Source organism: Cytophagaceae bacterium (assembly GCA_016722655.1).
Taxonomy (GTDB): Bacteria; Bacteroidota; Bacteroidia; order Cytophagales; family Spirosomataceae; genus Leadbetterella.
Window position 1 is genome coordinate 235,834 of sequence record JADKIR010000005.1, and the last position, 22,109, is coordinate 257,942.

Here is a 22,109-nt window from a genome sequence, read left to right on the forward strand (position 1 = left end):
TAATGCATATGTTGGAACGCCAAAATAAGGAAAATTACAGCTCATTTTTGCCGTCCCAAGACGGCACACAAGCTGTAATATAAAGCTAAGATATTTACTGCTGAAAACCAAATTTGCACGCCAAATTTTACTCTGAGTGAATGTTGCCAAACAGGTGGAAGACCCTTTGAATAAACCTCGCAAAGTTACTGTTTGCAAAAATGCTTCAAATTGGAGAAAAGCCAAGCCCAAAAGACCCTTTCGTCGCCAGAAAGTACCAAATTGAAAAAAGATTTTCTCTCTTTACTTATAGCTTTATGTTGGTGCTGGATTTCAGAGAATCAAGTAAATTAAAATAGTCACTTACTATTTTACTATAACTGTATGTTTGCATAAATTTTTCTATATCTCTATTTAAAAACCTTATATTAGAAATAATTTCAGAATACTTCTTATTTCTATAACCTACATAATCCAATGGGGAATCGAAAAAAAACTCATTATAAATATTTTGAGTATTTGTACGATTCCTAAATTCGTTTATTTCATCTGGTTCTAAATTTTCTTCAATTTTTTTTCTCAACCAATAATCCCAATTAAAAACTTCTTTAATTCTATCACTAATTTCCCTTATTTCATTCAATGACTTTTTTAAATTTGCAATATGAAGTTCATTAGTTGAAACCTCTTTATTGAGCTTGTTTACTGTTAAATCGGTAAATTTATTTTCTGAAGCTACTTTATTTATTTTCGAAATTTCGGATTCCAAATGTTTTACTTTTTTCCACAATTTGCTTTCCCAAATATTTAAATCATCTTGTATTTTTCTAAGTCTAACCCCATTTGTTCTATTAATTTTAGCTAAAAATCTATTCCGACTTATATTAATTCTAAACCAAAAATACTAAAACCAGCTACAAGTAGTATAAATATTTCATTAATTAATGAATTGCTATCAAAAATCCAGTTTAAAAGCGAAAATGGAATTAATAAACTAATAAAAGCTGCAAAACCAGAAAGAATTGTGTATAAAATTGATTGGAGAAAATTTTGTTTTTCAGAAAAATCTAATTCAAAATTACTTAAAATATTTTGAAAACTCATTCTCGACTTATTGTCAGCCATTAAAGACATCCTATTCTCGTACCAATATTTAGAAACAAACCAAATTACTAAAATTAATATCATTATTAATAATGGATTATTTAAAAGTAAATCAATCATAAAATGTAAAAATTATATTATTTAATTATTGGTTTCTAAAAAATTTCCAACATATAAAATACGTATCCACTAATACCCTCTTTGATGTTGACAATCAATGGAATAATAGTATTTTTGCATTGTTATGTTGTTTTATTTATATTTCGCAATATATGAGAGAAAATACTAAAAATCAAATCTTTCAAATAGAAAATTTTGAAAGGCATTATCTTGATTCTTACAATCGTCTTTATTTTAAAAAGTCAGCTGAATCTGATTTTAAACTGAAAAAAGCATTATTCAAAAACTCTAAATTGGGATATAAAATTAACAACAGATTTTACTCTGTTCATCAATTAAAGCGATTGTTGGTTTCCCCAAATCCTTATAAACTTCCCTTTTAATCATCATCAAATAAGTTTTTGACCGCTTTGGCAGCATATTCGCAGCTTACTTGCAAACATCTCATGGTGGTTTTTAAGCTTTTGTGACCCAATAATTTTAATATTTTCCCACCTTATATCAAATTTTAACAAAAGGTTGGAAAATATGGACAAAAAAAAAACGACCCCTCCCGAGGTCGTTTTTCAAAACTAATATTAAATATTTCTTACGCCAACACCTTGGTAATCAAGTCGGCAGCGTCTTTGAGCAATACGGCTGAGTACACTTTCAGGCCTGATTCGTTAATAATTTTGGCTCCTTCTTCGGCATTGGTACCTTGTAGTCTCACGATAATCGGCACCGGAATGTCACCAATGGTTTTGTAGGCTTCTACTATACCGGCAGCCACTCTATCGCAACGTACAATACCGCCAAAAATGTTAACAAATATAGCCTTTACGTTCGGGTCTTTCAATATCAATCTGAAACCGGCTTCTACCGTCTTGGCATTGGCACCACCACCTACATCCAGGAAGTTGGCAGGGTCACCGCCTTTGAGCTTGATGATATCCATAGTAGCCATTGCCAATCCGGCTCCGTTTACCATACAACCTACGTTTCCGTCCAGCTTCACATAGTTAAGGTCACTTTCTGAGGCCTCAACTTCCATAGGATCTTCCTCGGCTTTGTCTCTCAATGCCGCAAGATCAGGATGGCGGAACAAAGCGTTGTCGTCAAGGTTAACTTTGGCATCTACAGCTAATATTTTGTCGTCAGAAGTTTTCAAAACCGGGTTGATCTCAAACATTGCCGAGTCAGTGTCTTCATAAGCTTTGTAAAGAGCGGTAAGGAATGCCACCATCTCTTTGTGAGCTGCACCGCTCAAGCCCAGTTTATAGGCTACTTTACGAGCCTGAAAGCCCTGGAAGCCCACTCTCGGGTCGATCCACTCTTTAATGATTTTCTCAGGTGTATGCTCAGCTACTTCCTCAATGTCCATCCCGCCTTCTGTCGAAGCCATGATCACATTGCAGGCTCTGCCTCTGTCAAGCAATATCGATACATAGTATTCTTTAGGCTCAGAAGCACCCGGATAATATACGTCTTCGGCAATCAAAACTTTATTTACTACTTTTCCTTCATCACCGGTCTGAATAGTCACAAGCGTATTGCCTAGCAGATTGGTAGCGATGGTTTTGGCATCATCAGCGGACTTGGCCAGGGCCACACCTCTTTGCTCGGTACCTACTATTTTTCCTTTTCCTCTACCACCGGCATGGATTTGCGACTTCACAACCGCAAATTTAGAATTAGTCCTTTCAGCGATTTGCTGATAACCCGCCACGGCTTCTTCTACCGCAGAGGCAACGATTCCTTGTTGAACTCTTACACCATATTTCGATAAAATTTCTTTACCTTGGTACTCGTGAATATTCATAAATTGTTAAATAAAAATTGAACTTTTCTAATTTTTTGCCAAATTAGCAAATAATTAGTTTTTATAAAAGTATAATTAAACAAATATCCTTTTTTTTGCGTTAAAATTTAAAACAGAAATATGCTCGAAGCTCAAAATATCAATAAAAAATACGGCTCATTGGAGGTTTTGAAAGACATTTCCTTAAAAATATCACCTTCCGAAATCGTTTCGATAGTTGGAGCCTCAGGGGCAGGGAAAAGCACACTTTTGCATATTTTGGGTACATTGGATAAGGCGGATTCTGGAAAAGTTTTTTTGGATAAAATAGAGTTGAGCGGTTTAAATTCAAAGGAATTGTCAAAGGTAAGAAACAGCAAAATCGGCTTTATTTTTCAGTTTCATAACCTCATGGCTGAGCTCACGGCATTGGAAAATATTTGTTTACCGGCATGGGTAGGCAAAAGAAATGAAAAAGAAACATTGGAAAAAGCCATGGTTTTGATGGAAACCCTGAATATCGCCGAAAGGAAAGACCATTTGCCCTCGGAAATGTCTGGTGGAGAACAGCAGCGGGTGGCAGTTGCCAGAGCCTTGATTAATAGCCCTCAGTATGTTTTCGCCGATGAACCCAGCGGAAATCTGGACTCCAAAAATGCGGAAGAATTGCACAGTTTATTTTTTGATTTGCGGGACAAATTCGGATCTTCGTTTGTTATCGTAACACACAATCCACATTTGGCTGAAAGGTCTGACCGGGTTATCGAACTAATTGATGGAAGAATAAAAATATGAATTTTACTAAAAAACAGATTCTTTTTGTGGTTTTGTGTGGGATTTTTCTGACCAACGCCATCATTGCCGAGATTATTGGAGGGAAAATTTTTTCACTGGAAAGCGTTTTTGGCCTCCCTCCCGCCGGAATAAAGATTTTTGGCTCTACGCTTGATTTCAATATGACTGCAGGTGCCCTTAATTGGCCCATTGTTTTTATTATTTCTGATATTATCAATGAATATTTCGGGGTAAAAGGCGTAAAATATATTTCTTACCTCACTGCTATTTTAATAGTTTATGCTTTTTTTGTACTATATGCTGCTTCGGGTCTTCCTCCTGCTGCATTTTGGTTGGATATCAATAAGTTAGACAATCAAGGACTTCCATTAAACATCAATAATGCCTATAGTATGATTTTGCGGCAAGGCATGGGAATAATCGTGGGAAGTATCGTGGCATTTTTGATTGGACAAATGGTGGACGCACTGGTATTTAGTAAGTTACGAAAAATAACTTCAAATAAGATGATTTGGCTTAGGGCAACCGGTTCTACCCTCGTTTCACAATTGATTGACAGCTTTGTGGTGCTTTTTATAGCTTTCTATGTTTTTGGAAAATGGGATTTTACCCAGGTTATGGCTGTAAGCAGTGTAAACTACATCTATAAATTTGGTATGGCTATTTTGCTCACACCTCTTATTTATGTGATTCACTACATTATTGACCGCTATCTTGGCGATGCAGAATCACACGAAATGATAGAAAAGGCTACTTTCAGTTAGAATTGTTGGCTGTTGGGCAAGTATTGCAACTACCTGAACTACAGGTACTGCAGCTTTTGTTTTCGTCGCCTTTTTTCCCCCATAGTTTACTGATAATATATTGGATAGCAATTCCAAATATTATGATAATTGCGATGTTTTCAAGTAATCTAAGCATTTTTTATTGCGATTTTGATGTGTTCCAAATGATGTTGAGAATGCCATTTGTATAAATTTAAAACATTCTTTAGAATATAAGTACGCTGATATCCATTATGATAGAAGGTCTTTTCAAATACTTCAGGTGATTCATTTTTTAATAAATGAAAAAGTCTGTTGTGCAAGCCTTCAATGATCAAAAGAGAATCTTCAATAGGTAATTTCGAATCCATCAATTTGGCCCATTCGGCTTCATTGTACCCTTTTATAGTTGGATTTTCCTCTGTAAGAGCAAGTTTTACTCTGATATACATATTGGCATGAGAATCAGCAATATGGTGTACCACTTGTCTTGCCGTCCATCCTTCCGGACGATAAGCGGTATCGAGCTGTTTTTCAGTCATATTGGCGGTGATTCCACGCAATGTTTTTGGAAAGTCCTTCAGATAATCAAGGGCAGCCAAAGCAGAATCATAGTCATATTCTTTTGTGGCATCAAATTTTCCGATTGGGTATTTTAACTCTTCCATATTTTATTAATCTATAAACCAAAAACGTTTGATTTCCTTTAAAAGTTCGGGATGTACCGCTCCGCCAGCTATCACATCACCTCCAAAAAGGTAATTTTCATTACCCGAAAAGTCTGTGACCACACCGCCGGCTTCCTTGACCAGTAATACACCGGCTGCCATGTCCCAACTGTTAAGATTATATTCAAAAAAGCCATCGTAATAGCCCTCGGCTACATATGCCAAATCGAGTGCGGCAGATCCAAATCTCCGTAAACCATGCGTTTTTTGCATCAAAGACTCCAGGATATGAATGTATTTTTCCATGTTATCGAACTTAAAATAAGGAAAACCTATGGCAAAAAGACACTGGCTAAGTGATTGACTCTGAGTTACTTTTATTGGCGATTGATTCTTAAATGCCCCTCCCCCTTTTATTGCATGGTAAATGTCCTTTTTCACTATGTGGTAAACCACACCCAGCAGCACGTCGTTGCCTTGTGCCAAAGCCAGGCTAACAGAATAGTGCGGCAAACCATGGATAAAATTGGAAGTGCCGTCTAATGGGTCTATGATCCAGTTTAATCCGTCCTTATTTTCCTTATCAATGGTATTTTCTTCTGTAATAAAACCAGCCTCCGGCAGTATTTCCAATAATTGTTTGACAATCAGCTTTTCAGCTTCTTTATCAACATAGGATACCAGATTATTGATGTCTTTATATTGAATTTTATCTGAAGTAAAACTTTCTGATTCTTTTTGAATAAATTCTCCAGCAGCTATGGCCACCTTTATTACAGCATTACAAATTTTTTCTAAATCCATTTTATTTTTTGATATTGAAATAAATCCTGACAAAAGCGGTCAATATTACCGGGATAATGGCTATTGGTAATTCCTGAGGAATAAATTTCCAGGAAATTAAAAGTATGATGTTAATTATCAAATATATGTAAAAAATTGGCGTGATGATTTTTTTATTTTTCAGGAAAAATATCATCGGAAAAAACAAAGGAAATGCCCAAATTACATTCAGGTTGTTTTCAGTAACTCCGTGATCTGTTAGAAACCAAAGTCCCATCAAAAACCATCCGGCAATCCCCAAAAAGCCAAAAAACGAATAATCAAACCATTGAAGATATTTCTGTTTTACTTTTTGTGAAAATGATAAAAAAGTAATGATTATTAAAAACAAAGTTAGAACCACAAATGGACTGAAGATTCCATGTGGAAGCTTAGGTTCATCAACAAAGGTGAGTTGGTTTTTTGCCAAAACAAATGGTTGCTTGACGTTATTATGAACTATTACCGCAGAATCAAAACCTATTGCCAGGTTGTCAGGAAGAAACATAGCACCTGATTCTTTCGTTTTTTCATCGGAGGGAATACCAATTGCGATTTGCATGCCCAAATTTGTCCATGGTTGCTTGTCCGCTGCATATTTGTTTATCCATTGTCTGTAACTTGAGTCAGCATGAAGCGTGGGCGAAAATTGAAGCGAATCTTTACAAACCTGGGTAAGAATATCTCTGATTCGGCTAGAACAATTATAATAGAAAAAACGGTAACGGTATTCCCGGTTTTCCGGAAGGTAATTGTGCATCAGGAAGTCATACAAATCCTGTTTTTGAGCTGCCGATAAATTTAAGATTTGCTCTGAGGCGGAGCGGTTTTCATTGTTTTTGTAATGGTCTACAAAAAGCTGAAAATCATACTTTGCCATTTGATAAGGCAAAGTACCTTTCAGAAATTTTACCACAAACCCTGGCTGATCAAAACTGAATGTACCGTAATCATAGCATTCATTAATATTATTTTCCGGGTCATTGAGATGTAAGACGGTGTGCCCCCAAATCTGATAAATGGCATCGTCCGAAGAACCGGGAGAAATGGTAACCAGTCCAAATTGGGCTTTTTCGGATAATTTCTGGGCACTTAACCCAAAACTTCCTAAAATCATTAGAAAAACAAAAAGTTTTTTCATAAAACAAAAAAAGCACGAAGTAAAAACTCCGTGCCCGTTATGGTATTAAAGGTTTATTGTTCGATTGCCTGTTCTTTTGGCTTTTTATTGAAGCTCAACAATTCTTCACCATCCACATGATCTACCAAAATAGTGTCACCTTCAGAAAGTGTTCCTTTGAGTATTTCTTCGGCCAACTGATCTTCTACATATTTTTGAATCGCTCTATTCAATGGTCTTGCACCATATTGCTGATCATATCCTTTTTCAGCAATGAAATCTTTAGCTTTTTCGGAAAGCTCCATGGTATAACCCAAACTTGTAATTCTTGAAAGAAGTTTTTTCAAAGAAATTTCAATAATCTGATGTATATCTTCCCTGCTTAGCGAATTAAAGACAATTACATCATCCAATCTGTTTAAAAATTCAGGTGAAAATGTTTTTTTCAAGGCATTTTGAATGGTACTTTTTACCATATCATCCTGATTTTCAACTCTCGATTTGGTTGCAAAACCAATGCCTGCACCAAAGTCCTTCAAATCTCTGACTCCGATATTAGAAGTCATAATGATAATAGTATTTCTGAAATCAACTCTTCTTCCAAGGCTATCGGTAAGGATACCATCATCCAAAACCTGAAGAAGGATATTAAATACGTCAGGATGGGCTTTTTCTATTTCATCCAAAAGGACAACAGAATAGGGCTTTCTTCTCACTTTTTCAGTTAATTGACCACCTTCCTCGTATCCTACGTATCCCGGAGGAGCTCCTACCAATCTTGAGATAGAGAATTTCTCCATGTATTCACTCATATCGATTCTTATGAGTGCATCTTCTTTGTCGAACAAATATTCAGTCAGGGCCTTTGCCAATTCGGTTTTTCCTACGCCTGTTGGTCCAAGGAAAATAAAAGTTCCGATTGGTTTTTTTGGATCTTTTAGGCCTACCCTGGTTCTTTGTATTGCTTTTACAAGTTTTTGAACAGCAGCATCTTGACCAACAATTCTGCCTTTAAGCGAATCACCCATTTTCAGGATTTTTTCGCCCTCATTCATGTTTACTTTTTTAACAGGAATACCCGTCATCATAGCAATTACTTCAGCCACGTGGTCTTCAGTTACTTCATGACGCTGAGTTTTGCTTTCTTCCTCCCAGGCTTGCTTGGCATTTTCAAGCTGTTCCAAAAGTTTTTTCTCTCTGTCACGCAATTGGGCAGCCTCTTCGTACCGCTGGCTTTTTACCACCCGATTTTTCTCAACTTTTATTTCTTCAACTGCATTTTCAAGATCCAAAACTTCCTGAGGAACGTTAATATTCCTGATATGAACCCTGGCACCTACTTCATCAATTACATCAATGGCTTTATCTGGTAAGAATCGGTCAGTGATATATCTTTCGCTATATTTAACTGCTGACACAACCGCTTCTTGTGAATAAGTCACATTGTGATGGTCTTCATATTTATTTTTAATATTGTTCAGAATTTCTATGGTTTCATCTACCGAAGTAGCATCAACTAAAACCATTTGGAACCTTCTTGCTAAAGCACCGTCTTTCTCTATATATTGACGATATTCATCCAGCGTAGTGGCACCAATACATTGTATATCCCCACGTGCCAGAGCAGGTTTAAACATATTGGAAGCATCAAGTGAGCCACTGGCTCCACCGGCACCCACAATAGTGTGTACTTCGTCGATGAAAAGAATTATCTGAGGATTTTTTTCAATTTCCAGCATCACAGCTTTCATTCTTTCCTCAAACTGTCCGCGGTATTTGGTACCGGCTACCAAAGAAGCCAGATCAAGTGTAACTACTCTTTTTCCAAATAAAACTCTTGAAACTTTTTTCTGAACAATTCTTAATGCCAGTCCTTCTGCTATAGCGGTTTTACCAACTCCGGGCTCACCAATAAGTATAGGATTGTTTTTCTTTCTTCTTGAAAGAATCTGAGCTACCCGCTCAATTTCTTTTTCACGGCCAACTATAGGGTCAAGTTTGCCAATTTCGGCCATTTTGGTTAAATCACGGCCAAAATTATCTAAAATCGGGGTTCTGGATTTTTCGGTACTTTTGGGATCGCGACTTTGGCTCGAGAATCCACCGCTTCCACCGTAGGTTTTATCATCATCGTCGGTATCAGGGTGATCCATTGTGGGTTCCTGACCGGTCAACTGATATTCGAGCATTTCTTTGATTAATTTGTAGTTGATACGATAGCGATTCAAAATCTGACAACCCAGATTGTCGTCATCTCTCAACACAGCTAAAAGCAAATGCTCAGTACCAATGGTATCTGATTTGAAGATTTTGGCTTCCAGGTGGGTGATTTTCAAAACTTTCTCTGACTGTCGTGTCAAAGGAATATTGGCCAGATTTTTAATTGTATTGGTGGCAGTGCCTCTGGTCGAACTTTCAATAGAAGTACGCAGTTCTTCGGGATTTAAACCGGCTTTTTGTATTAATTCAAGCCCCAAACCTTCCCCTTCTCTGATCATTCCTAATATCAGGTGTTCGGTGCCAATGTAGTCATGCCCCAATCTCAAAGCTTCCTCTCTGGCGAGGGAAATTACTTCTTTAACTCTTTGCGAAAATTTGGGTTCCATTCAATAATGTTTTATAAGTTAAACAGTTTTTTGTTTAAGTATGTTCAATTTTTAGTTTGAAGCCGATTTTCTTAAAATTTCAAGGCTATCGGGCCCTTTCGAAAATAATAAGTCAATTATACTGAGATTTGGTTCAAAAGTGTTGCCAAAAATCTGATAATATGGTACCGAAAGGTAATTTTCGGGTAAATCAAGCCTTTTTTTTGCATTAAAAGTAAGAAATTCATGTTGATATTCCAAAAATGGATATTCTACTAACGATATTTTTGGTTTTATTTTTAAAATCTGAAATACTTTTTCTAAAGCAAAGACATTAATATCGACTAAAAATTCGGATTTTTTCGAAAAAATGGGTTCCAGTATATAATCATAATATTCAAAATAGGAGCTTTTTTTATAGGTATTTTGAATGGTCTTCCAGGCTACATTATTCCAGTTTTGACTATAATCAATTTTTATATCTTTGATTGGTGTATGATTTGGGGCTTTTTTTACGTTGACGTTTATAAAATCTACCTTATTTGGACCCAGAATATATGCTCTGGTTTGATAACTTTGTTTTTGATATTGTTCCCCGATATTTATAGAAATATCATTTTCTTTCAAAATAGAGCTCATAAAAGCCAAACATGGCAAAAAATTTGATGAATAAATCATGTACCTAAATAGGATATTAATTTTTTGACAAAGATAAACAGTTTTTTAATGAAGAGAATGTCGCTTCTTATTGCATTCTTTCTTGTGCTTTTTAATAATGTTTGTTTTGCTTCACCCGCTGAAAACATTCGAATCACCATTGTTTTGATTAATGATGTGACTGGTGATGCCATTACCAATAATTATGAGATTAAAGTCAGTTCTCATCCGGATGGTAAAGTTATTCCTGTTCAAACTGTAAAGAAACGTTCTTTTTACGAATTCAAGGCCGGAACAATTATTAGAGTTAAAGCGTCCGCAACGGGGTTTTATGCTGAAGAAAAAGGATTTGATACAGCTGATATGTCAGATGGAGATTTCATTGAGCTCAGAATGAATCCTAAACCTTCCGGAAACTTAACGATTTTAACTATTGATAATGAAACAAAAGATCCTGTTGCTTCAACAATCGAAATTGATTTTCACAATCAAAAAACCAAAGAAATAATTGATCAGGAACATCCCAAAGCCAATTATTTCTATGAACAAAAAGGGACTTATAAATTTTTAACAACTGCTGATGGGTATTTAAATGATACCCGGGAGGTTGAACTTGGAATTTCGCCGGAACAAACCCAAACTGAGCTGATTATTGAGCTGGAAAAGAACAGAATGAAACAGGAAATCAGCCTTTATGATAAATCAAATAATGGAAAACTGCAGTCTGGAAAAGTAAGAATTTCACATCAGGAGACTGGTCAGGTGGTTTACCAGGGTCCGGTGACCAATGGTTCAGTAAAATTTGATGCCAATCGGGATGACAAATATTTATTGAATGTAGTAAGTGAAGGATATATTGAATTAAGTCAACCTTTCAAATTGTCGGGCAAAATCCTGAGATTTGGTATGAGTCCAACGGCTGCTTTTTTGATAGATGTTTATGATGAAGAAACCGGAAAACGAATTTCGACAAACCTTGAATTAATAAGCCCAACAGGGAAAAAATCTACAATTAAATCTTTTGAAAGTCAATCTGTAGGTTTTAACCCCACTGAATTGGGTTCTTACCAGCTGATCAGTAAAGCAGACGGATACATCAATAAATCAGGAAGTTTGATAGTAAAATCAATGAATGCTGGTTCTACTTTTTTTACACTAAGATTGAAAAAGGATCTAACGAGTATATATTAACTGTTCTTGATTTACAAGACCGAACACCTGTTAATGCAGCTCAGGTTAAGGTTTTTAATGAAAAGTCCATTGAGATTCAGGGTGCAACCACAAAAAATGTAAAAAAAGTAAACCTTGAAGAAGATAAAAAACACTTCTATGAGGTTTCTGCTCCCGGATACTACGATTTTACGGGAAATATTAAAATCGGTGAAAAATCTTTGGAGGTTTTATTAAAGAAAAAACTGGATACACTTTCAAGCATTTTGATCACTGTATTAGATATTCAAACCACTTTACCTGTTTCAGAACCCAGAATCAGGATATTTGATGAGAATAAAATCCCGGTGTCAACAACTTACGATGCTGTGAAAGGTGAATTTTATGTGATAAATTAAATTCAAAAAACAGTTATTCTTTTGAAGTAACAGCAAAAGGTTACAAAACGGTCTCAGGAGAAATTTCAAAAGGTGAAAAATCGAAATCTATTAGTCTTGTTTCCACCGAAAGTAATGAATATCTGGTGAGATTCACTGATGAATTTACGAAAGAAAAGATTTTTCCTGAAGTAATAATTTCAGCAAATAAAAAGGAGATTTTTAGAGAAAAAATTAAAGAATCAGCAAAAATTCAGCTGTCAAATACAAATACTTATACCGTTGAAACCAATCTGGAAGCTTACAAAAAGTTAGTTAAAACTATCGATAAACGTGAAGCCAATGGAAATGAGTTATCATATAAAATACTTAAGGAATTTTATAACATTGATTTTAAATTCAGTGAAGAAATTAATGCTGAACAAATAAAGACTTCACAAATCAAACTCATAAATAAACAGACTGAAAAAGAAGAAAAACTGGTATTAATTTCAAGAAATGAAGGGTTTTCAGCGAAGATTTCACCCGATATTTCCTATTTAATTAAGCTAAATATTCCTGGTTTTCAGGAGTATTCCGGTATGTTTGCCTTGAAAATGGCCGATGCTACCGGCATGAGTTATATTATGAAACTCATCTCGAAAGAAAAACCTGTGATTGAACCAAAAATTCAAGAGAAGCCTGTTGCAGTTGTGGAAACGGTATTGGATGTAACAAATATAAAAAAAGGTGTTAAATATCCGCTCCCGGGAGTCAATTTTGAAAAGAGTAAAACTATCCTTGTACCAGGTGCTGAATCAAAACTGGAAGGATTATTGAAATATTTGAAGGATAATCCTAAAGTCAAGGTGGAAATCGCCGGGCATACTGATAATGAAGGTAATGACCAAAGACTCAATCAGAGACTTTCTGAGTTCAGAGCCAAAGTGGTTGCCAATTACTTCTTCAATAAAGGCATAAATTCAGAAAGGTTAAAAACTATCGGTAAAGGTTCTTCTGAGCCTTTGGTTCCAAATGAAACCGAGGAAAATAAAGCCAAAAACAGAAGAATTGAAATTATGATTTTTGATAATTAAGACTTGGCTGCTGCCCGCTTTAGCCGGTCATTAATGGCAAGTCCAAGACCATGCTCGGGTACTAATTCCACAAAAATCTTTTCCAGATTGGTTTTATCAAACCATCTCAGACCTTCAAACAGATTTCTGGCGGCCTCTTGCAGGTCGCCATTTTTGCTTAGAATAAATTGATTTTTAATATCAATTTCGTTTTGTGGTAAATTAAAACCTAAAAAACCAATATTTCCATCATTATTGAGCTGCGATGCCGAAGATAATATTTCAATTTTTTTGTTGGGAGAATAATGCCTTTCCAGCATTCCGGGAGCCTGCGGATTTGAACTAGAATGTTCTTTAAGAATTACTTTTTCCTGTAAAATATCCTCAATTTTCTCTATTTCGAGCCCTCCTTTTCTATATATTATTGTTTTTCCTGTTTCCTGGCCAATAATGGTCGATTCGAGCCCAACCCGGCAATTTCCACCATCCAAAATATAAGGAATACGGTCTCCCAATTGGTCAAAAACATGGCCGGCCGACGTGGGTGAAACATATCCAAACGGATTGGCACTTGGAGCTGCCAGCGGAAAATCCAGGTTTTTAAGTAATTCCAGAGTTAAAATATGATCAGGAACTCTGACCGCTACCCTACAAAGACCACTAGTTACTATGTCAGGGATTATTTCTTTCTTTTCGAGCAAAAAAGTAAGGGGTCCCGGAGTGAAAAATTGAGCAAGTTTTTTAAATTTTTCAGGAAAAGACCTGGTGTATTTATTTATGACATCTAAATCTGAAACATGAATGATTAATGGATCAAAAGTTGGCCGGTTTTTTACATAGAAAATTTTTGAAACTGCAACAGGATTCAAAGCATTTCCAGCCAAACCGTACACTGTTTCAGTCGGTATAGCTACCACTTCTCCTCTTTCGAGCAAGCTTTTGGCTTCATAAATATTTCTACCTGTTTTGGCTGTCATAGTTCTTTTTCAAAATACAAAATATCTTCTTCGGGATTATAATTATAGGGTTGAGTTAGTTCAAAGCCAAATTTTTGGTATGAATTAACAGCAATTTCAAGCCTTTTGAGTGTATCCAGTTTCATTTTTTGATAACCTTTTAATTTTGCTTCTGACAAACAAATTTCAATAAGTTTTCTTCCGATTCCCAGGCCATGAAATTCAGGTTTTACATATAATCTTTTCATTTCACAAACCCCTTCCTCAATTTTTCTCAATGCCACACATCCAATTTCAACTCCCGATTTTTCGGCGATCCAAATACTACCTTCCGGTTCAGCATATTTGCCTGGTAGCTCGTCCAGTTCCTTCTGAAAGTCCTGAAAACAAAGCGAAATACCCAGATATTCCTGATATTCAGTGAAAAGGCTTTTTACTTTTTCTATATCTTTAGCTATAATTTTTCTAATTATCATGTCATTTTGAAAATATCCTTCGGGATAATTTACCATTTCAAGGGTCAATCCCAATGCTTTTGCAGCCATTCCTGCATTCTCCCGTTTTTTTGATAAAATAATCCTCTCAAAATCTTCAAGACTAATTTTTCCAAAACCCACCAATAACTGAGTCCCAACAATTGCTCTCACCATTCCTCTTAAAAACCGGTTGGCCTTGATATGAAGTTCCAAAATATCTTCATTATATATCCAGAAAGCCTCTAATATTTGGCAATCAAAAGTTTTTACATCGGTTTTTACCTTGCTAAAAGCTTCAAAATCAGTATGTTTTTTTAAAATTTCACAGCATTTATTTAGTAATTCCAGGTCAGGTTTCTTAAAGATTAATGCCGCGATGTCATTATAAAAAGGGTCTTTTTTGTGGATTATCCTATAAATATATTTTCTTGAAACCGCATCAAATCTGGAGTGAGCGTCTTCAGAAAGATAGTAAATATTTTTTATGGAAATATCTTGTGGTAAAATCTTATTTAAGCGATTGACTAAAAGTTCAGGGTTTTCAATTTCTTTTTCAGTTTGAAAATGTGCAAATTGTTGTCTTGAATGAACGCCGGTATCGGTCCTGGAACTTCCGTTTATTGTAATTTTTTCTGAAAAAACTAAAAAAAAAGCCTTTTCAAGTTCTTCCTGAATCGTAATAGCATTGGGCTGAATCTGCCAGCCACAATAGTTTTTTCCGAGATAAGAAATTTCCAGAAAGTACTTCATGGGCCAAAATTACGGAATTTTCATCATTTCGTCATTTGGATTTCCTCACAATAATTTTTTTTGATAGCTTGCAAATTCTTACAAAACCTTGAATAAATAATGAAATTAACAGTCAGAATTCAACTCATCGTCATGATGTTCCTTATGTTTTTTACCTGGGGTGCCTGGTATGGTCAGATGGGCAAATATCTTTTTACCGCACTAAATGCCACCGGGGATCAGATTGGACGGGCTTATACCACTTTTTCAATTGCCTCTATCGTTGCCCCGTTTTTTGTTGGAATGATTGCTGACAGATACTTTTCAGCACAAAAAGTGATGGGTGTTCTTAATTTAATTGGTGCTGGAATTTTGTATTTGCTCATTCAAACCAAAGACCCCGATTTATTTTTCTGGTATATTCTGGCTTACACTTTAACATTTGCTCCAAATCTTGCTCTCTCCAATTCGATTGCAATGAATCAAATGAAAGACCCTGGTAAAGAATTTCCATTTATCAGAGTTTTTGGAACAATTTCCTGGATTGTAGTCACCAATATCGTGGGATTTTATGCTTTAGGTGACAAAGTTGATATCTTTAAAATTTCCATGATTACCTCTGTAGTTTGGGCCATTTTCTCGTTTACTTTGCCTGATACCCCACCAAAATCCACCGGAGAAACTTCACTCTCCAAGATTTTAGGTGTAGATGCTTTTGTCTTATTTAAGGATAAATCTTTTTTGGTGTTTTTCATTTCTTCAGTTTTAATTAGTATTCCTTTGGCATTCTATTATGCTCATGCCAATCTGTCACTCACTGAATCAAATCTAAGCAACGTTGAAAACAAAATGTCATTTGGGCAAATGTCTGAAGTGTTGTTTATGTTATTAATTCCTTTTGCTTTGCAAAAATTTGGAATTAAAAAGATGTTGATTGTCGGTTTAATCGCATGGATAATCAGATTTATAGCATTTGGTTATGGGGATGGAATTTCCAGTCAATGGATATTAATTATTGGAATTTTACTTCATGGGGTATGTTATGATTTCTTCTTCGTGACCGGACAGATTTATACCGACAATAAAGCAGGTGAAAAGATAAAAAGTTCGGCTCAGGGATTAATTACACTCGCCACATACGGCATTGGAATGGGTATTGGTTCATTATTATCAGGAAAGGTTTTGGATGCTTATACTACTATTCAAAATGGGGTTACAATTCATAACTGGACAGCAGTTTGGTGGGTACCGGCCTACATAGCGATGGTTGTTATGTTATTATTTATTTTGTTTTTTAGAGATAATACTCAAAAAGTTCAGAATTAAATTCATTTTGAAGATTTTATTAAATAAGAAACCGTCAAAATGGCGTTTTTTTTGTTTTTATATATATTAAAATGAGTAAATATTTAAAGCAAAAATTTGTCAATTATATGATTTTAATTATTTGTATATCGTTTGGTAGATACTAAATTTGTGCTTAATTATTCAAACAAAAAATAATGGAATACAGAATCGAAAAAGATACCATGGGGCAGGTAAAAGTGCCTGTAAATGTATATTGGGGTGCTCAGACTCAACGCTCCATTGAGAATTTTCAGATAGCTCATGATATCAATAAAATGCCTTAGGAAATCATCAGCGCTTTCGCTTATTTGAAGAAGGCAGCTGCTTTAGCGAATCTTGACGCCGGCGTTATTGATGAAGAAAAAACAAAATTAATAGGGATTGTTTGTGATGAAATTCTTGAAGGCAAACTTGACGACCAATTTCCATTGGTAGTATGGCAAACCGGTTCGGGCACTCAATCCAATATGAATTGTAACGAAGTTATTGCTTATAGAGGCCACGTAATTAAAGGTGGAGAGTTGTTGGATGAAAAAAAATATTTACACCCCAACGATGATGTAAATAAATCACAGTCTTCAAATGACACCTTCCCTACTGCCATGCACATTGCTGCTTATAAGATTTTGATGGAAAAGACAATTCCGGGAATAGAAAAACTTAGAGATACGCTGGCACAAAAATCAAAAGATTTTATGTCAGTTGTAAAAATCGGGCGTACCCACTTCATGGATGCTACTCCGCTAACACTTGGACAGGAGTTTTCTGGTTATGTTTCACAACTAAATCATGGAATAAAAGCCATAAAAAATACCCTTGCACACTTGTCTGAGCTTGCTCTGGGTGGCACAGCGGTAGGTACAGGTATCAATACACCTGATGGTTATGATGTAAATGTAGCCAAACATATTGCTGCATTGACAGGATTTCCATTTGTAACAGCAGAAAATAAATTTGAAGCTTTGGCAGCTCACGATGCGATTGTGGAAGCACATGGGGCTCTTAAAACAGTTGCAGTAAGTCTGATGAAAATTGGAAATGATGTCAGAATGCTTTCGTCAGGTCCAAGATCTGGTATTGGTGAGATTTTTATTCCTGACAATGAGCCAGGTTCGTCAATTATGCCGGGAAAAGTGAACCCTACACAAAGTGAAGCGATGACAATGGTTGCGGCACAAGTTATGGGTAACGACGTAGCCATTAATATTGGTGGTGCAACCGGTCATTTTGAATTAAATGTATTTAAGCCGGTTATGATATATAATTTCTTGCATTCAGCTCGCCTGATTGGAGATGTATGTGTGTCATTCAATGATAAATGTGCTGTAGGAATAGCTCCATTGCATGAAAACATTACCAAACATGTAAATAATTCTTTAATGTTGGTTACCGCTTTAAATACCAAAATTGGATATTATAAAGCCGCAGAAATAGCCCAAACAGCCCATAAAAATAACAGTACTCTCAAAGAGACTGCTGTAAAATTGGGTTATTTGACTCCGGAAGAGTTTGACCAATGGGTTAAGCCTGAAGAAATGGTAGGAAAAATTAAGTGATTTTATTTGGAAATCAAGGGTATATGATTAATTTTGATCAAAAAATTGGAATTATGAAAAAAACAGTATTCTATTTATTCTTAATGGTTGCTACTTTTTCGCTTTCAAGCTTTGGGATTGCTGATAATCCAAAAGCCACAATGACAATTCAAAATTCAAGCAGAACACCTTCTGTTGCTCCCAAATCTAACCTTTCTGCAACTGTTTCTTTGTTGCCAGAGACTGGAGTTGTTGATAAAGCTAAAGAATCTGAAAAAACAAAAGGCCTACTGGCTCAATTTTTTAGTTTCGTATTTTCATCAGTAACTAAATTGATATTCGGGCTGATTTCTAAATGATTTCAAAATTATTATTAATATTGAACGTTGTCTCTTGAAAAGGCAACGTTTTTTTTATGCGATTATCAATACTATTATTATTTATTTTTTTTATATCCTGTAAAAAGGAAGAAATCTCTGAAAACCTTGGTGCACAAAAAGGTGATATTCTGATTGTAAATGGCGGAGATAACAGTTTAACTTTAATCGATACCAAAACTTTGGAAAAAAAGAATCAATTTTTTCTCCAATCCAAAGAAAATACATTTGCTCACCATATTTATTTTAATCATGATAAAACTGAATTCTCGGTAGCATTGCCGGAATTTGATTTTTCTGACGCCCATGACTATTTACATTTTGTGGTTGCATTAGGAAATGTAGGTATTTTTGATTCAAACACAGGTCAAAGAAAACAATTTTTTGGAGTGCCATTTGCCAATTATAATGCTTTATTTTCCAAAAAGTCTGATGAGATTTGGACCGGCCTAATGAGCCATTCCGGTAAAGTAAATATATATTCCCGGTCTGATAATGCACTATTAAAGGAAATCTCAGTAGGACCTGACCCCACAGAATTGCTAATTGTTAATAATGGAGCACACGCAGTAGTAGCATGTGGGGAAACCTCCTTTTTAACTGTTATTGATACCGAAAAAAAGGAAATTATAAAAGAAATCAAAATTGACCCATACCCAACCAATGTTTGGAAAGGCTGGTCTGATGATGTTGTTTTTGTGGAAAATGCGGTGAGAAATTCTTTGAATGTAGTAAATATTTCTACACTTACTGTTACCGATTATATTGATTTTCCTTTTAAACCAGGCATGATGGTTTTTAATGATTTAACCCAGGAACTTTGGATTTGTGCGGGACCATCCCAAAACAAGGTATATATTTATAAAAAAAACGCAGGGAAGTGGAATAAAACCTCTGAAATTGCTACTGAGAATGATCCTCATCAGATAGCCTTTTTTGATAATGATAATAAAGCTGTGGTAATCAATCAAAAATCAAATACAGCCATGATCTTTGATGTGAACAAAAAAGAACTTTTAAAAAAAATAATTACGGGCTCCAAACCTAATGGGATCGCAGTTTGGGATTAAATAATTAAGATGACGTTATTACAAAAAATAGAAAATTACAAAAGTGATTTTGAGGAAGAATCGGAATTTAAAATGCGGTTTATTGATTTAATAAATACAAACAGCAAATGTTTTTCCAGAGAATCTTTAGCAGGGCATATTACAGCATCTGCTTTTATTTTTGATAAAATTCACCAAAAAATTCTTTTAATTCATCATAAGAAATTAAATAAATGGCTCCAACCGGGCGGTCATTGTGATGGAGATTCAAATGTTTTTGAGGTAGCAAAAAAGGAAGTTTGGGAAGAAACCGGCCTGAATTCTGTTATTTCAGATGGTGAAATTTTTGATTTAGATATTCACACTATTCCTGAAAGAAAAGGAGTTCCTGAGCACGAACATTTTGATGTAAGATTTTTATTTTTTGCTGATAGCAATATTCCACTGGTACAAAATCATGAAACTATCGATTTGGGCTGGATTGATATAACTCTAATCAGGAATTTTTCAGAAGAAAAATCGATATTAAGAATGGCAGATAAAGTGATTAATTCAGAATATTAAAAATCAAATCAACATATAAATCTCCTTCGGAAGTCATTCCGGCTTCAACCCCTTTTGATTTTTGGTCAGCAATTCTAATTTGATGAATAACTTTCATTAACTGTCCTATAGAATAGCTCTGAGCCGCTTTTTTGTAATCTTTAAGAAAATATGCATTCACACCCATAATGGTTGCCAACTCATTATCAGGCCGATTTTTTAATGCATGCAATAGAAGTACTTTCGAAAAAAAATTGTAAAGAATTATCAGATTGGGAGTAATGGGATTATCTCTGGTGTTGTCGCCAAAATATTTTATTATTTGAAAGCATTTTTTAGAGTTTTTCTCAATAAGTGCTTTCTGAAGTTCAAAAACGTTGTATTCCTTCGAAATCCCAACATATTTTTCTACTGCTGTGGCGTCAATAGCTTCATCCTCTTTAAGATTTAACTTAATTTTATTGATTTCATTATGAATAGACTGGAGGTTATTTCCAATATGTTCTGAAAGTAGCTGGACAGCTTTGGGACTTATTTTCAAAGCAATTCCTGCACAAAAATTTATAATAAAATCAGGAATTTCATAATCATACATTTTTTTGAAATTATGAACTTCTCCATGTGTCAAAAAGCTTTTTACCCAAGATTTCCGCTCATCCTGAGCCTTACCAAATGCAAGGACCAAAATGGTAGTATTAAGGGGATTTTTAACGTAATTTTCTATTAATGTTTGATTTTCTTTATTGGTAAGGTCGGAAATTTGATGTGCTTCTTTTACTAAAACCAGCTGCCTTTCGGCCATCATCGGGAATTTTCTGGCGTAATTAATGATATCACCGGTACTAATATCTTTACCGTATAATACGTATTCATTGAATCCCTTTTCAAAATCGGGAATGGCAATATCCAGAATTTTTTGTGCAAACTGATCAATATAGTAAGGTTCGGTACCATGTAGAAGATATACAGGTTTGAGACTTTTTGAGTTTAGTTTGCCAATTATTTGTTGGTAATTATTCGCCATCGATTGGGTTTTCTTTCAAAAATAATCTTGATTCTTCCAGAAGCTCTTTGAAGAATATTTGAAATTGTTGATCTAAGAAATCATAATTTTTCTCAAAAATACTCAGGCTTTTTCTTAAATCCACTTCAGGTTTATTAATTCTTTTGTTGAGATTGAGAAATGCCCTCTCCAGGCCCCAGGTTGTAATATAATTTTTTAACCAATCATATTCTATCATTGATTCAACCATCTTTTTCATTGGATCCGGTTGAATATCCTCGCGATACCTAATGGATTGATATATTCTGGGTCGAAATATTTCAAAATCCTCTAAACTATATAGCTGCCAGTTTTTTAATAGAAAATGATCATATAACACATCCGTTACAATGGAAGAATATTTACCGTTTACCGGATAAAAAAGGGCTTTGGAATCTTTTAAAACAGGATGAGAATCGGTGAAAGTGTCAATCATCCGGTGCATTTTTAACCCAACTTTTATATCAAAAGGGATGTATGCGTTTTTTGGATGATCGATATGTCCTGTAATATAATCTTCAAGGATATTGCCAACAATTATCCCTCTGTTATTTCCTGAAAGAAAAAGATGAGCCAGATAATTCATTCTTTGGTATATTGGATTACCTCAACGCCAAACTGTCTTAAAAAATCAACACCTTCGTCAGATGGAATTCCTTTATATTTGGCATAAGAATCAAGGAAAAGAACTTTCCTGATTTTCATAGAATAAATTACTCTTGCACACGCTATGCAAGGTGAAAGTGTAACATAAAGAGTAGAATCTTCTACTTTTGCCCCGTTCTTGGTAGCATATAAAATTGCATTCTGCTCGGCATGCAGGGCTAATGAACAACTTCCTTTTGAGTCTCTGGGGCATCCGGGTTCCCCAAAATCTTCGTCACAATTATGTGTTCCAGACGGCGGGCCATTGTAACCGATAGAAATGATTCGGGTTTCATTGACAAGAACTGCACCTACCTGAGCTTTAACGCAATGTGATCTTTTGGCCAGAGAAACAGCCAAATCCATGAAAATATCGTCGAATTTTGGTTTGATCATATACAAAAATAATGTATT

Annotated in this window: 23 protein-coding genes and 1 pseudogene; 10 read left to right on the top strand and 14 right to left on the bottom strand. The window is 35.2% G+C overall.

Annotation, left to right across the window (positions count from 1 at the left end):
* Positions 1-286 precede the first annotated feature (286 nt).
* The 3 genes from IPP61_16810 to sucC form a co-directional block, all read right to left on the bottom strand.
* Positions 287-769: a hypothetical protein gene (locus IPP61_16810; GenBank protein ID MBL0326804.1), complete on the bottom strand. Its 483-nt coding sequence runs from the start codon at positions 767-769 to the stop codon at positions 287-289.
* Between the two features lie 89 nt (positions 770-858).
* The gene (locus IPP61_16815) at positions 859-1,203 is read right to left on the bottom strand and encodes a hypothetical protein (protein ID MBL0326805.1); all 345 of its coding nucleotides are present in this window, start codon (positions 1,201-1,203) and stop codon (positions 859-861) included.
* Positions 1,204-1,792: 589 nt separating this feature from the next.
* Entirely contained in the window at positions 1,793-3,004 is a 1,212-nt protein-coding gene (sucC, locus tag IPP61_16820; protein MBL0326806.1) for an ADP-forming succinate--CoA ligase subunit beta, read from the bottom strand.
* 120 nt (positions 3,005-3,124) lie between these two features.
* Between sucC and IPP61_16825 the strand changes: the two genes are divergently transcribed.
* Together IPP61_16825 and IPP61_16830 are read left to right on the top strand one after the other, a co-directional pair.
* Positions 3,125-3,778, top strand: coding sequence for an ABC transporter ATP-binding protein (locus IPP61_16825; GenBank protein MBL0326807.1), 654 nt, complete (start codon positions 3,125-3,127; stop codon positions 3,776-3,778).
* Positions 3,775-4,542, top strand: a complete 768-nt coding sequence (locus IPP61_16830) for a queuosine precursor transporter (GenBank protein ID MBL0326808.1) — start codon at positions 3,775-3,777, stop codon at positions 4,540-4,542. The genes IPP61_16825 and IPP61_16830 overlap by 4 nt, the downstream gene beginning before the upstream one ends.
* Here the strand turns inward: IPP61_16830 and IPP61_16835 are convergent.
* Genes IPP61_16835 through IPP61_16860 form a run of 6 tightly spaced genes read right to left on the bottom strand, consistent with a single transcriptional unit; the run spans position 4,535 to position 10,415 of the window.
* Complete coding sequence (locus IPP61_16835; GenBank protein ID MBL0326809.1) at positions 4,535-4,699, bottom strand: hypothetical protein; 165 nt, start codon at positions 4,697-4,699, stop codon at positions 4,535-4,537. The two genes, IPP61_16830 and IPP61_16835, sit on opposite strands and share 8 nt — an antisense overlap.
* Positions 4,692-5,210, bottom strand: a complete 519-nt coding sequence (locus IPP61_16840; protein MBL0326810.1) for a putative metal-dependent hydrolase — start codon at positions 5,208-5,210, stop codon at positions 4,692-4,694. The genes IPP61_16835 and IPP61_16840 overlap by 8 nt, the downstream gene beginning before the upstream one ends.
* Before the next feature lie 6 nt (positions 5,211-5,216).
* Positions 5,217-6,014, bottom strand: a complete 798-nt coding sequence (locus IPP61_16845; protein MBL0326811.1) for an inositol monophosphatase — start codon at positions 6,012-6,014, stop codon at positions 5,217-5,219.
* 1 nt (position 6,015) lies between these two features.
* Positions 6,016-7,173 (bottom strand): DUF4105 domain-containing protein, encoded by a 1,158-nt coding sequence (locus IPP61_16850; protein ID MBL0326812.1) that lies wholly within the window; start codon positions 7,171-7,173, stop codon positions 6,016-6,018.
* Positions 7,174-7,226: 53 nt separating this feature from the next.
* Entirely contained in the window at positions 7,227-9,758 is a 2,532-nt protein-coding gene (locus tag IPP61_16855; protein ID MBL0326813.1) for an ATP-dependent Clp protease ATP-binding subunit, read from the bottom strand.
* Positions 9,759-9,809: 51 nt separating this feature from the next.
* Positions 9,810-10,415 carry a WbqC family protein gene (locus IPP61_16860; protein ID MBL0326814.1) on the bottom strand — a complete coding sequence of 202 codons (606 nt, stop codon included), beginning with the start codon at positions 10,413-10,415 and terminating at the stop codon, positions 9,810-9,812.
* A gap of 57 nt (positions 10,416-10,472) precedes the next feature.
* Here IPP61_16860 and IPP61_16865 point away from each other — a divergent pair, with 57 nt between their 5' ends.
* From IPP61_16865 to IPP61_16875, 3 genes are all read left to right on the top strand, one after another.
* Positions 10,473-11,585 carry a hypothetical protein gene (locus tag IPP61_16865; protein ID MBL0326815.1) on the top strand — a complete coding sequence of 371 codons (1,113 nt, stop codon included), beginning with the start codon at positions 10,473-10,475 and terminating at the stop codon, positions 11,583-11,585.
* 200 nt (positions 11,586-11,785) lie between these two features.
* Positions 11,786-11,962: a hypothetical protein gene (locus IPP61_16870; GenBank protein MBL0326816.1), complete on the top strand. Its 177-nt coding sequence runs from the start codon at positions 11,786-11,788 to the stop codon at positions 11,960-11,962.
* A gap of 125 nt (positions 11,963-12,087) precedes the next feature.
* Entirely contained in the window at positions 12,088-13,017 is a 930-nt protein-coding gene (locus IPP61_16875) for an OmpA family protein (protein ID MBL0326817.1), read from the top strand.
* Here the strand turns inward: IPP61_16875 and IPP61_16880 are convergent.
* Together IPP61_16880 and truA are read right to left on the bottom strand one after the other, a co-directional pair.
* Entirely contained in the window at positions 13,014-13,973 is a 960-nt protein-coding gene (locus IPP61_16880) for a threonylcarbamoyl-AMP synthase (protein ID MBL0326818.1), read from the bottom strand. The two genes, IPP61_16875 and IPP61_16880, sit on opposite strands and share 4 nt — an antisense overlap.
* Positions 13,970-15,178 carry a tRNA pseudouridine(38-40) synthase TruA gene (gene truA, locus IPP61_16885; GenBank protein MBL0326819.1) on the bottom strand — a complete coding sequence of 403 codons (1,209 nt, stop codon included), beginning with the start codon at positions 15,176-15,178 and terminating at the stop codon, positions 13,970-13,972. Before truA ends, IPP61_16880 begins: the two co-directional genes overlap by 4 nt.
* 99 nt (positions 15,179-15,277) lie before the next feature.
* Between truA and IPP61_16890 the strand changes: the two genes are divergently transcribed.
* From IPP61_16890 to IPP61_16910, 5 genes and pseudogenes are all read left to right on the top strand, one after another.
* Positions 15,278-16,483, top strand: a complete 1,206-nt coding sequence (locus tag IPP61_16890; GenBank protein ID MBL0326820.1) for a nucleoside permease — start codon at positions 15,278-15,280, stop codon at positions 16,481-16,483.
* Between the two features lie 176 nt (positions 16,484-16,659).
* Positions 16,660-18,060: pseudogene (gene fumC / locus IPP61_16895) on the top strand (class II fumarate hydratase).
* A gap of 53 nt (positions 18,061-18,113) precedes the next feature.
* On the top strand, positions 18,114-18,398 hold the full coding sequence (locus IPP61_16900; GenBank protein ID MBL0326821.1) for a hypothetical protein: 285 nt from the start codon (positions 18,114-18,116) through the stop codon (positions 18,396-18,398).
* A 56-nt stretch (positions 18,399-18,454) separates the two neighbouring features.
* Entirely contained in the window at positions 18,455-19,486 is a 1,032-nt protein-coding gene (locus IPP61_16905) for a hypothetical protein (protein MBL0326822.1), read from the top strand.
* 9 nt (positions 19,487-19,495) lie between these two features.
* Positions 19,496-20,029, top strand: coding sequence for an NUDIX hydrolase (locus tag IPP61_16910; GenBank protein MBL0326823.1), 534 nt, complete (start codon positions 19,496-19,498; stop codon positions 20,027-20,029).
* Here IPP61_16910 and holA read toward each other — a convergent pair.
* From holA to IPP61_16925, 3 genes are read right to left on the bottom strand one after another with little or no spacing between them, the layout of a single operon-like run.
* A complete protein-coding gene (gene holA, locus IPP61_16915; protein ID MBL0326824.1) occupies positions 20,013-21,032 on the bottom strand; it encodes a DNA polymerase III subunit delta in 1,020 nt (339 codons plus the stop codon). The genes IPP61_16910 and holA overlap by 17 nt on opposite strands.
* The gene (locus tag IPP61_16920) at positions 21,022-21,636 is read right to left on the bottom strand and encodes a DUF479 domain-containing protein (GenBank protein MBL0326825.1); all 615 of its coding nucleotides are present in this window, start codon (positions 21,634-21,636) and stop codon (positions 21,022-21,024) included. The genes holA and IPP61_16920 overlap by 11 nt, the downstream gene beginning before the upstream one ends.
* Positions 21,633-22,091 carry a dCMP deaminase family protein gene (locus tag IPP61_16925; GenBank protein MBL0326826.1) on the bottom strand — a complete coding sequence of 153 codons (459 nt, stop codon included), beginning with the start codon at positions 22,089-22,091 and terminating at the stop codon, positions 21,633-21,635. Before IPP61_16925 ends, IPP61_16920 begins: the two co-directional genes overlap by 4 nt.
* Between the last annotated feature and the right edge of the window lie 18 nt (positions 22,092-22,109).

Excerpts from the sequence above, each read along its gene's own strand:
- IPP61_16815 (MBL0326805.1), bottom strand. The coding sequence starts at position 1,203 with ATGATTGATTTACTTTTAAATAATCCATTATTAATAATGATATTAATT.
- sucC (MBL0326806.1), bottom strand. The coding sequence starts at position 3,004 with ATGAATATTCACGAGTACCAAGGTAAAGAAATTTTATCGAAATATGGT.
- IPP61_16825 (MBL0326807.1), top strand. The coding sequence starts at position 3,125 with ATGCTCGAAGCTCAAAATATCAATAAAAAATACGGCTCATTGGAGGTT.
- IPP61_16830 (MBL0326808.1), top strand. The coding sequence starts at position 3,775 with ATGAATTTTACTAAAAAACAGATTCTTTTTGTGGTTTTGTGTGGGATT.
- IPP61_16835 (MBL0326809.1), bottom strand. The coding sequence starts at position 4,699 with ATGCTTAGATTACTTGAAAACATCGCAATTATCATAATATTTGGAATT.
- IPP61_16840 (MBL0326810.1), bottom strand. The coding sequence starts at position 5,210 with ATGGAAGAGTTAAAATACCCAATCGGAAAATTTGATGCCACAAAAGAA.
- IPP61_16845 (MBL0326811.1), bottom strand. The coding sequence starts at position 6,014 with ATGGATTTAGAAAAAATTTGTAATGCTGTAATAAAGGTGGCCATAGCT.
- IPP61_16850 (MBL0326812.1), bottom strand. The coding sequence starts at position 7,173 with ATGAAAAAACTTTTTGTTTTTCTAATGATTTTAGGAAGTTTTGGGTTA.
- IPP61_16855 (MBL0326813.1), bottom strand. The coding sequence starts at position 9,758 with ATGGAACCCAAATTTTCGCAAAGAGTTAAAGAAGTAATTTCCCTCGCC.
- IPP61_16860 (MBL0326814.1), bottom strand. The coding sequence starts at position 10,415 with ATGATTTATTCATCAAATTTTTTGCCATGTTTGGCTTTTATGAGCTCT.
- IPP61_16865 (MBL0326815.1), top strand. The coding sequence starts at position 10,473 with ATGTCGCTTCTTATTGCATTCTTTCTTGTGCTTTTTAATAATGTTTGT.
- IPP61_16880 (MBL0326818.1), bottom strand. The coding sequence starts at position 13,973 with ATGACAGCCAAAACAGGTAGAAATATTTATGAAGCCAAAAGCTTGCTC.
- truA (MBL0326819.1), bottom strand. The coding sequence starts at position 15,178 with ATGAAGTACTTTCTGGAAATTTCTTATCTCGGAAAAAACTATTGTGGC.
- IPP61_16890 (MBL0326820.1), top strand. The coding sequence starts at position 15,278 with ATGAAATTAACAGTCAGAATTCAACTCATCGTCATGATGTTCCTTATG.
- IPP61_16900 (MBL0326821.1), top strand. The coding sequence starts at position 18,114 with ATGAAAAAAACAGTATTCTATTTATTCTTAATGGTTGCTACTTTTTCG.
- IPP61_16905 (MBL0326822.1), top strand. The coding sequence starts at position 18,455 with ATGCGATTATCAATACTATTATTATTTATTTTTTTTATATCCTGTAAA.
- IPP61_16910 (MBL0326823.1), top strand. The coding sequence starts at position 19,496 with ATGACGTTATTACAAAAAATAGAAAATTACAAAAGTGATTTTGAGGAA.
- holA (MBL0326824.1), bottom strand. The coding sequence starts at position 21,032 with ATGGCGAATAATTACCAACAAATAATTGGCAAACTAAACTCAAAAAGT.
- IPP61_16920 (MBL0326825.1), bottom strand. The coding sequence starts at position 21,636 with ATGAATTATCTGGCTCATCTTTTTCTTTCAGGAAATAACAGAGGGATA.
- IPP61_16925 (MBL0326826.1), bottom strand. The coding sequence starts at position 22,091 with ATGATCAAACCAAAATTCGACGATATTTTCATGGATTTGGCTGTTTCT.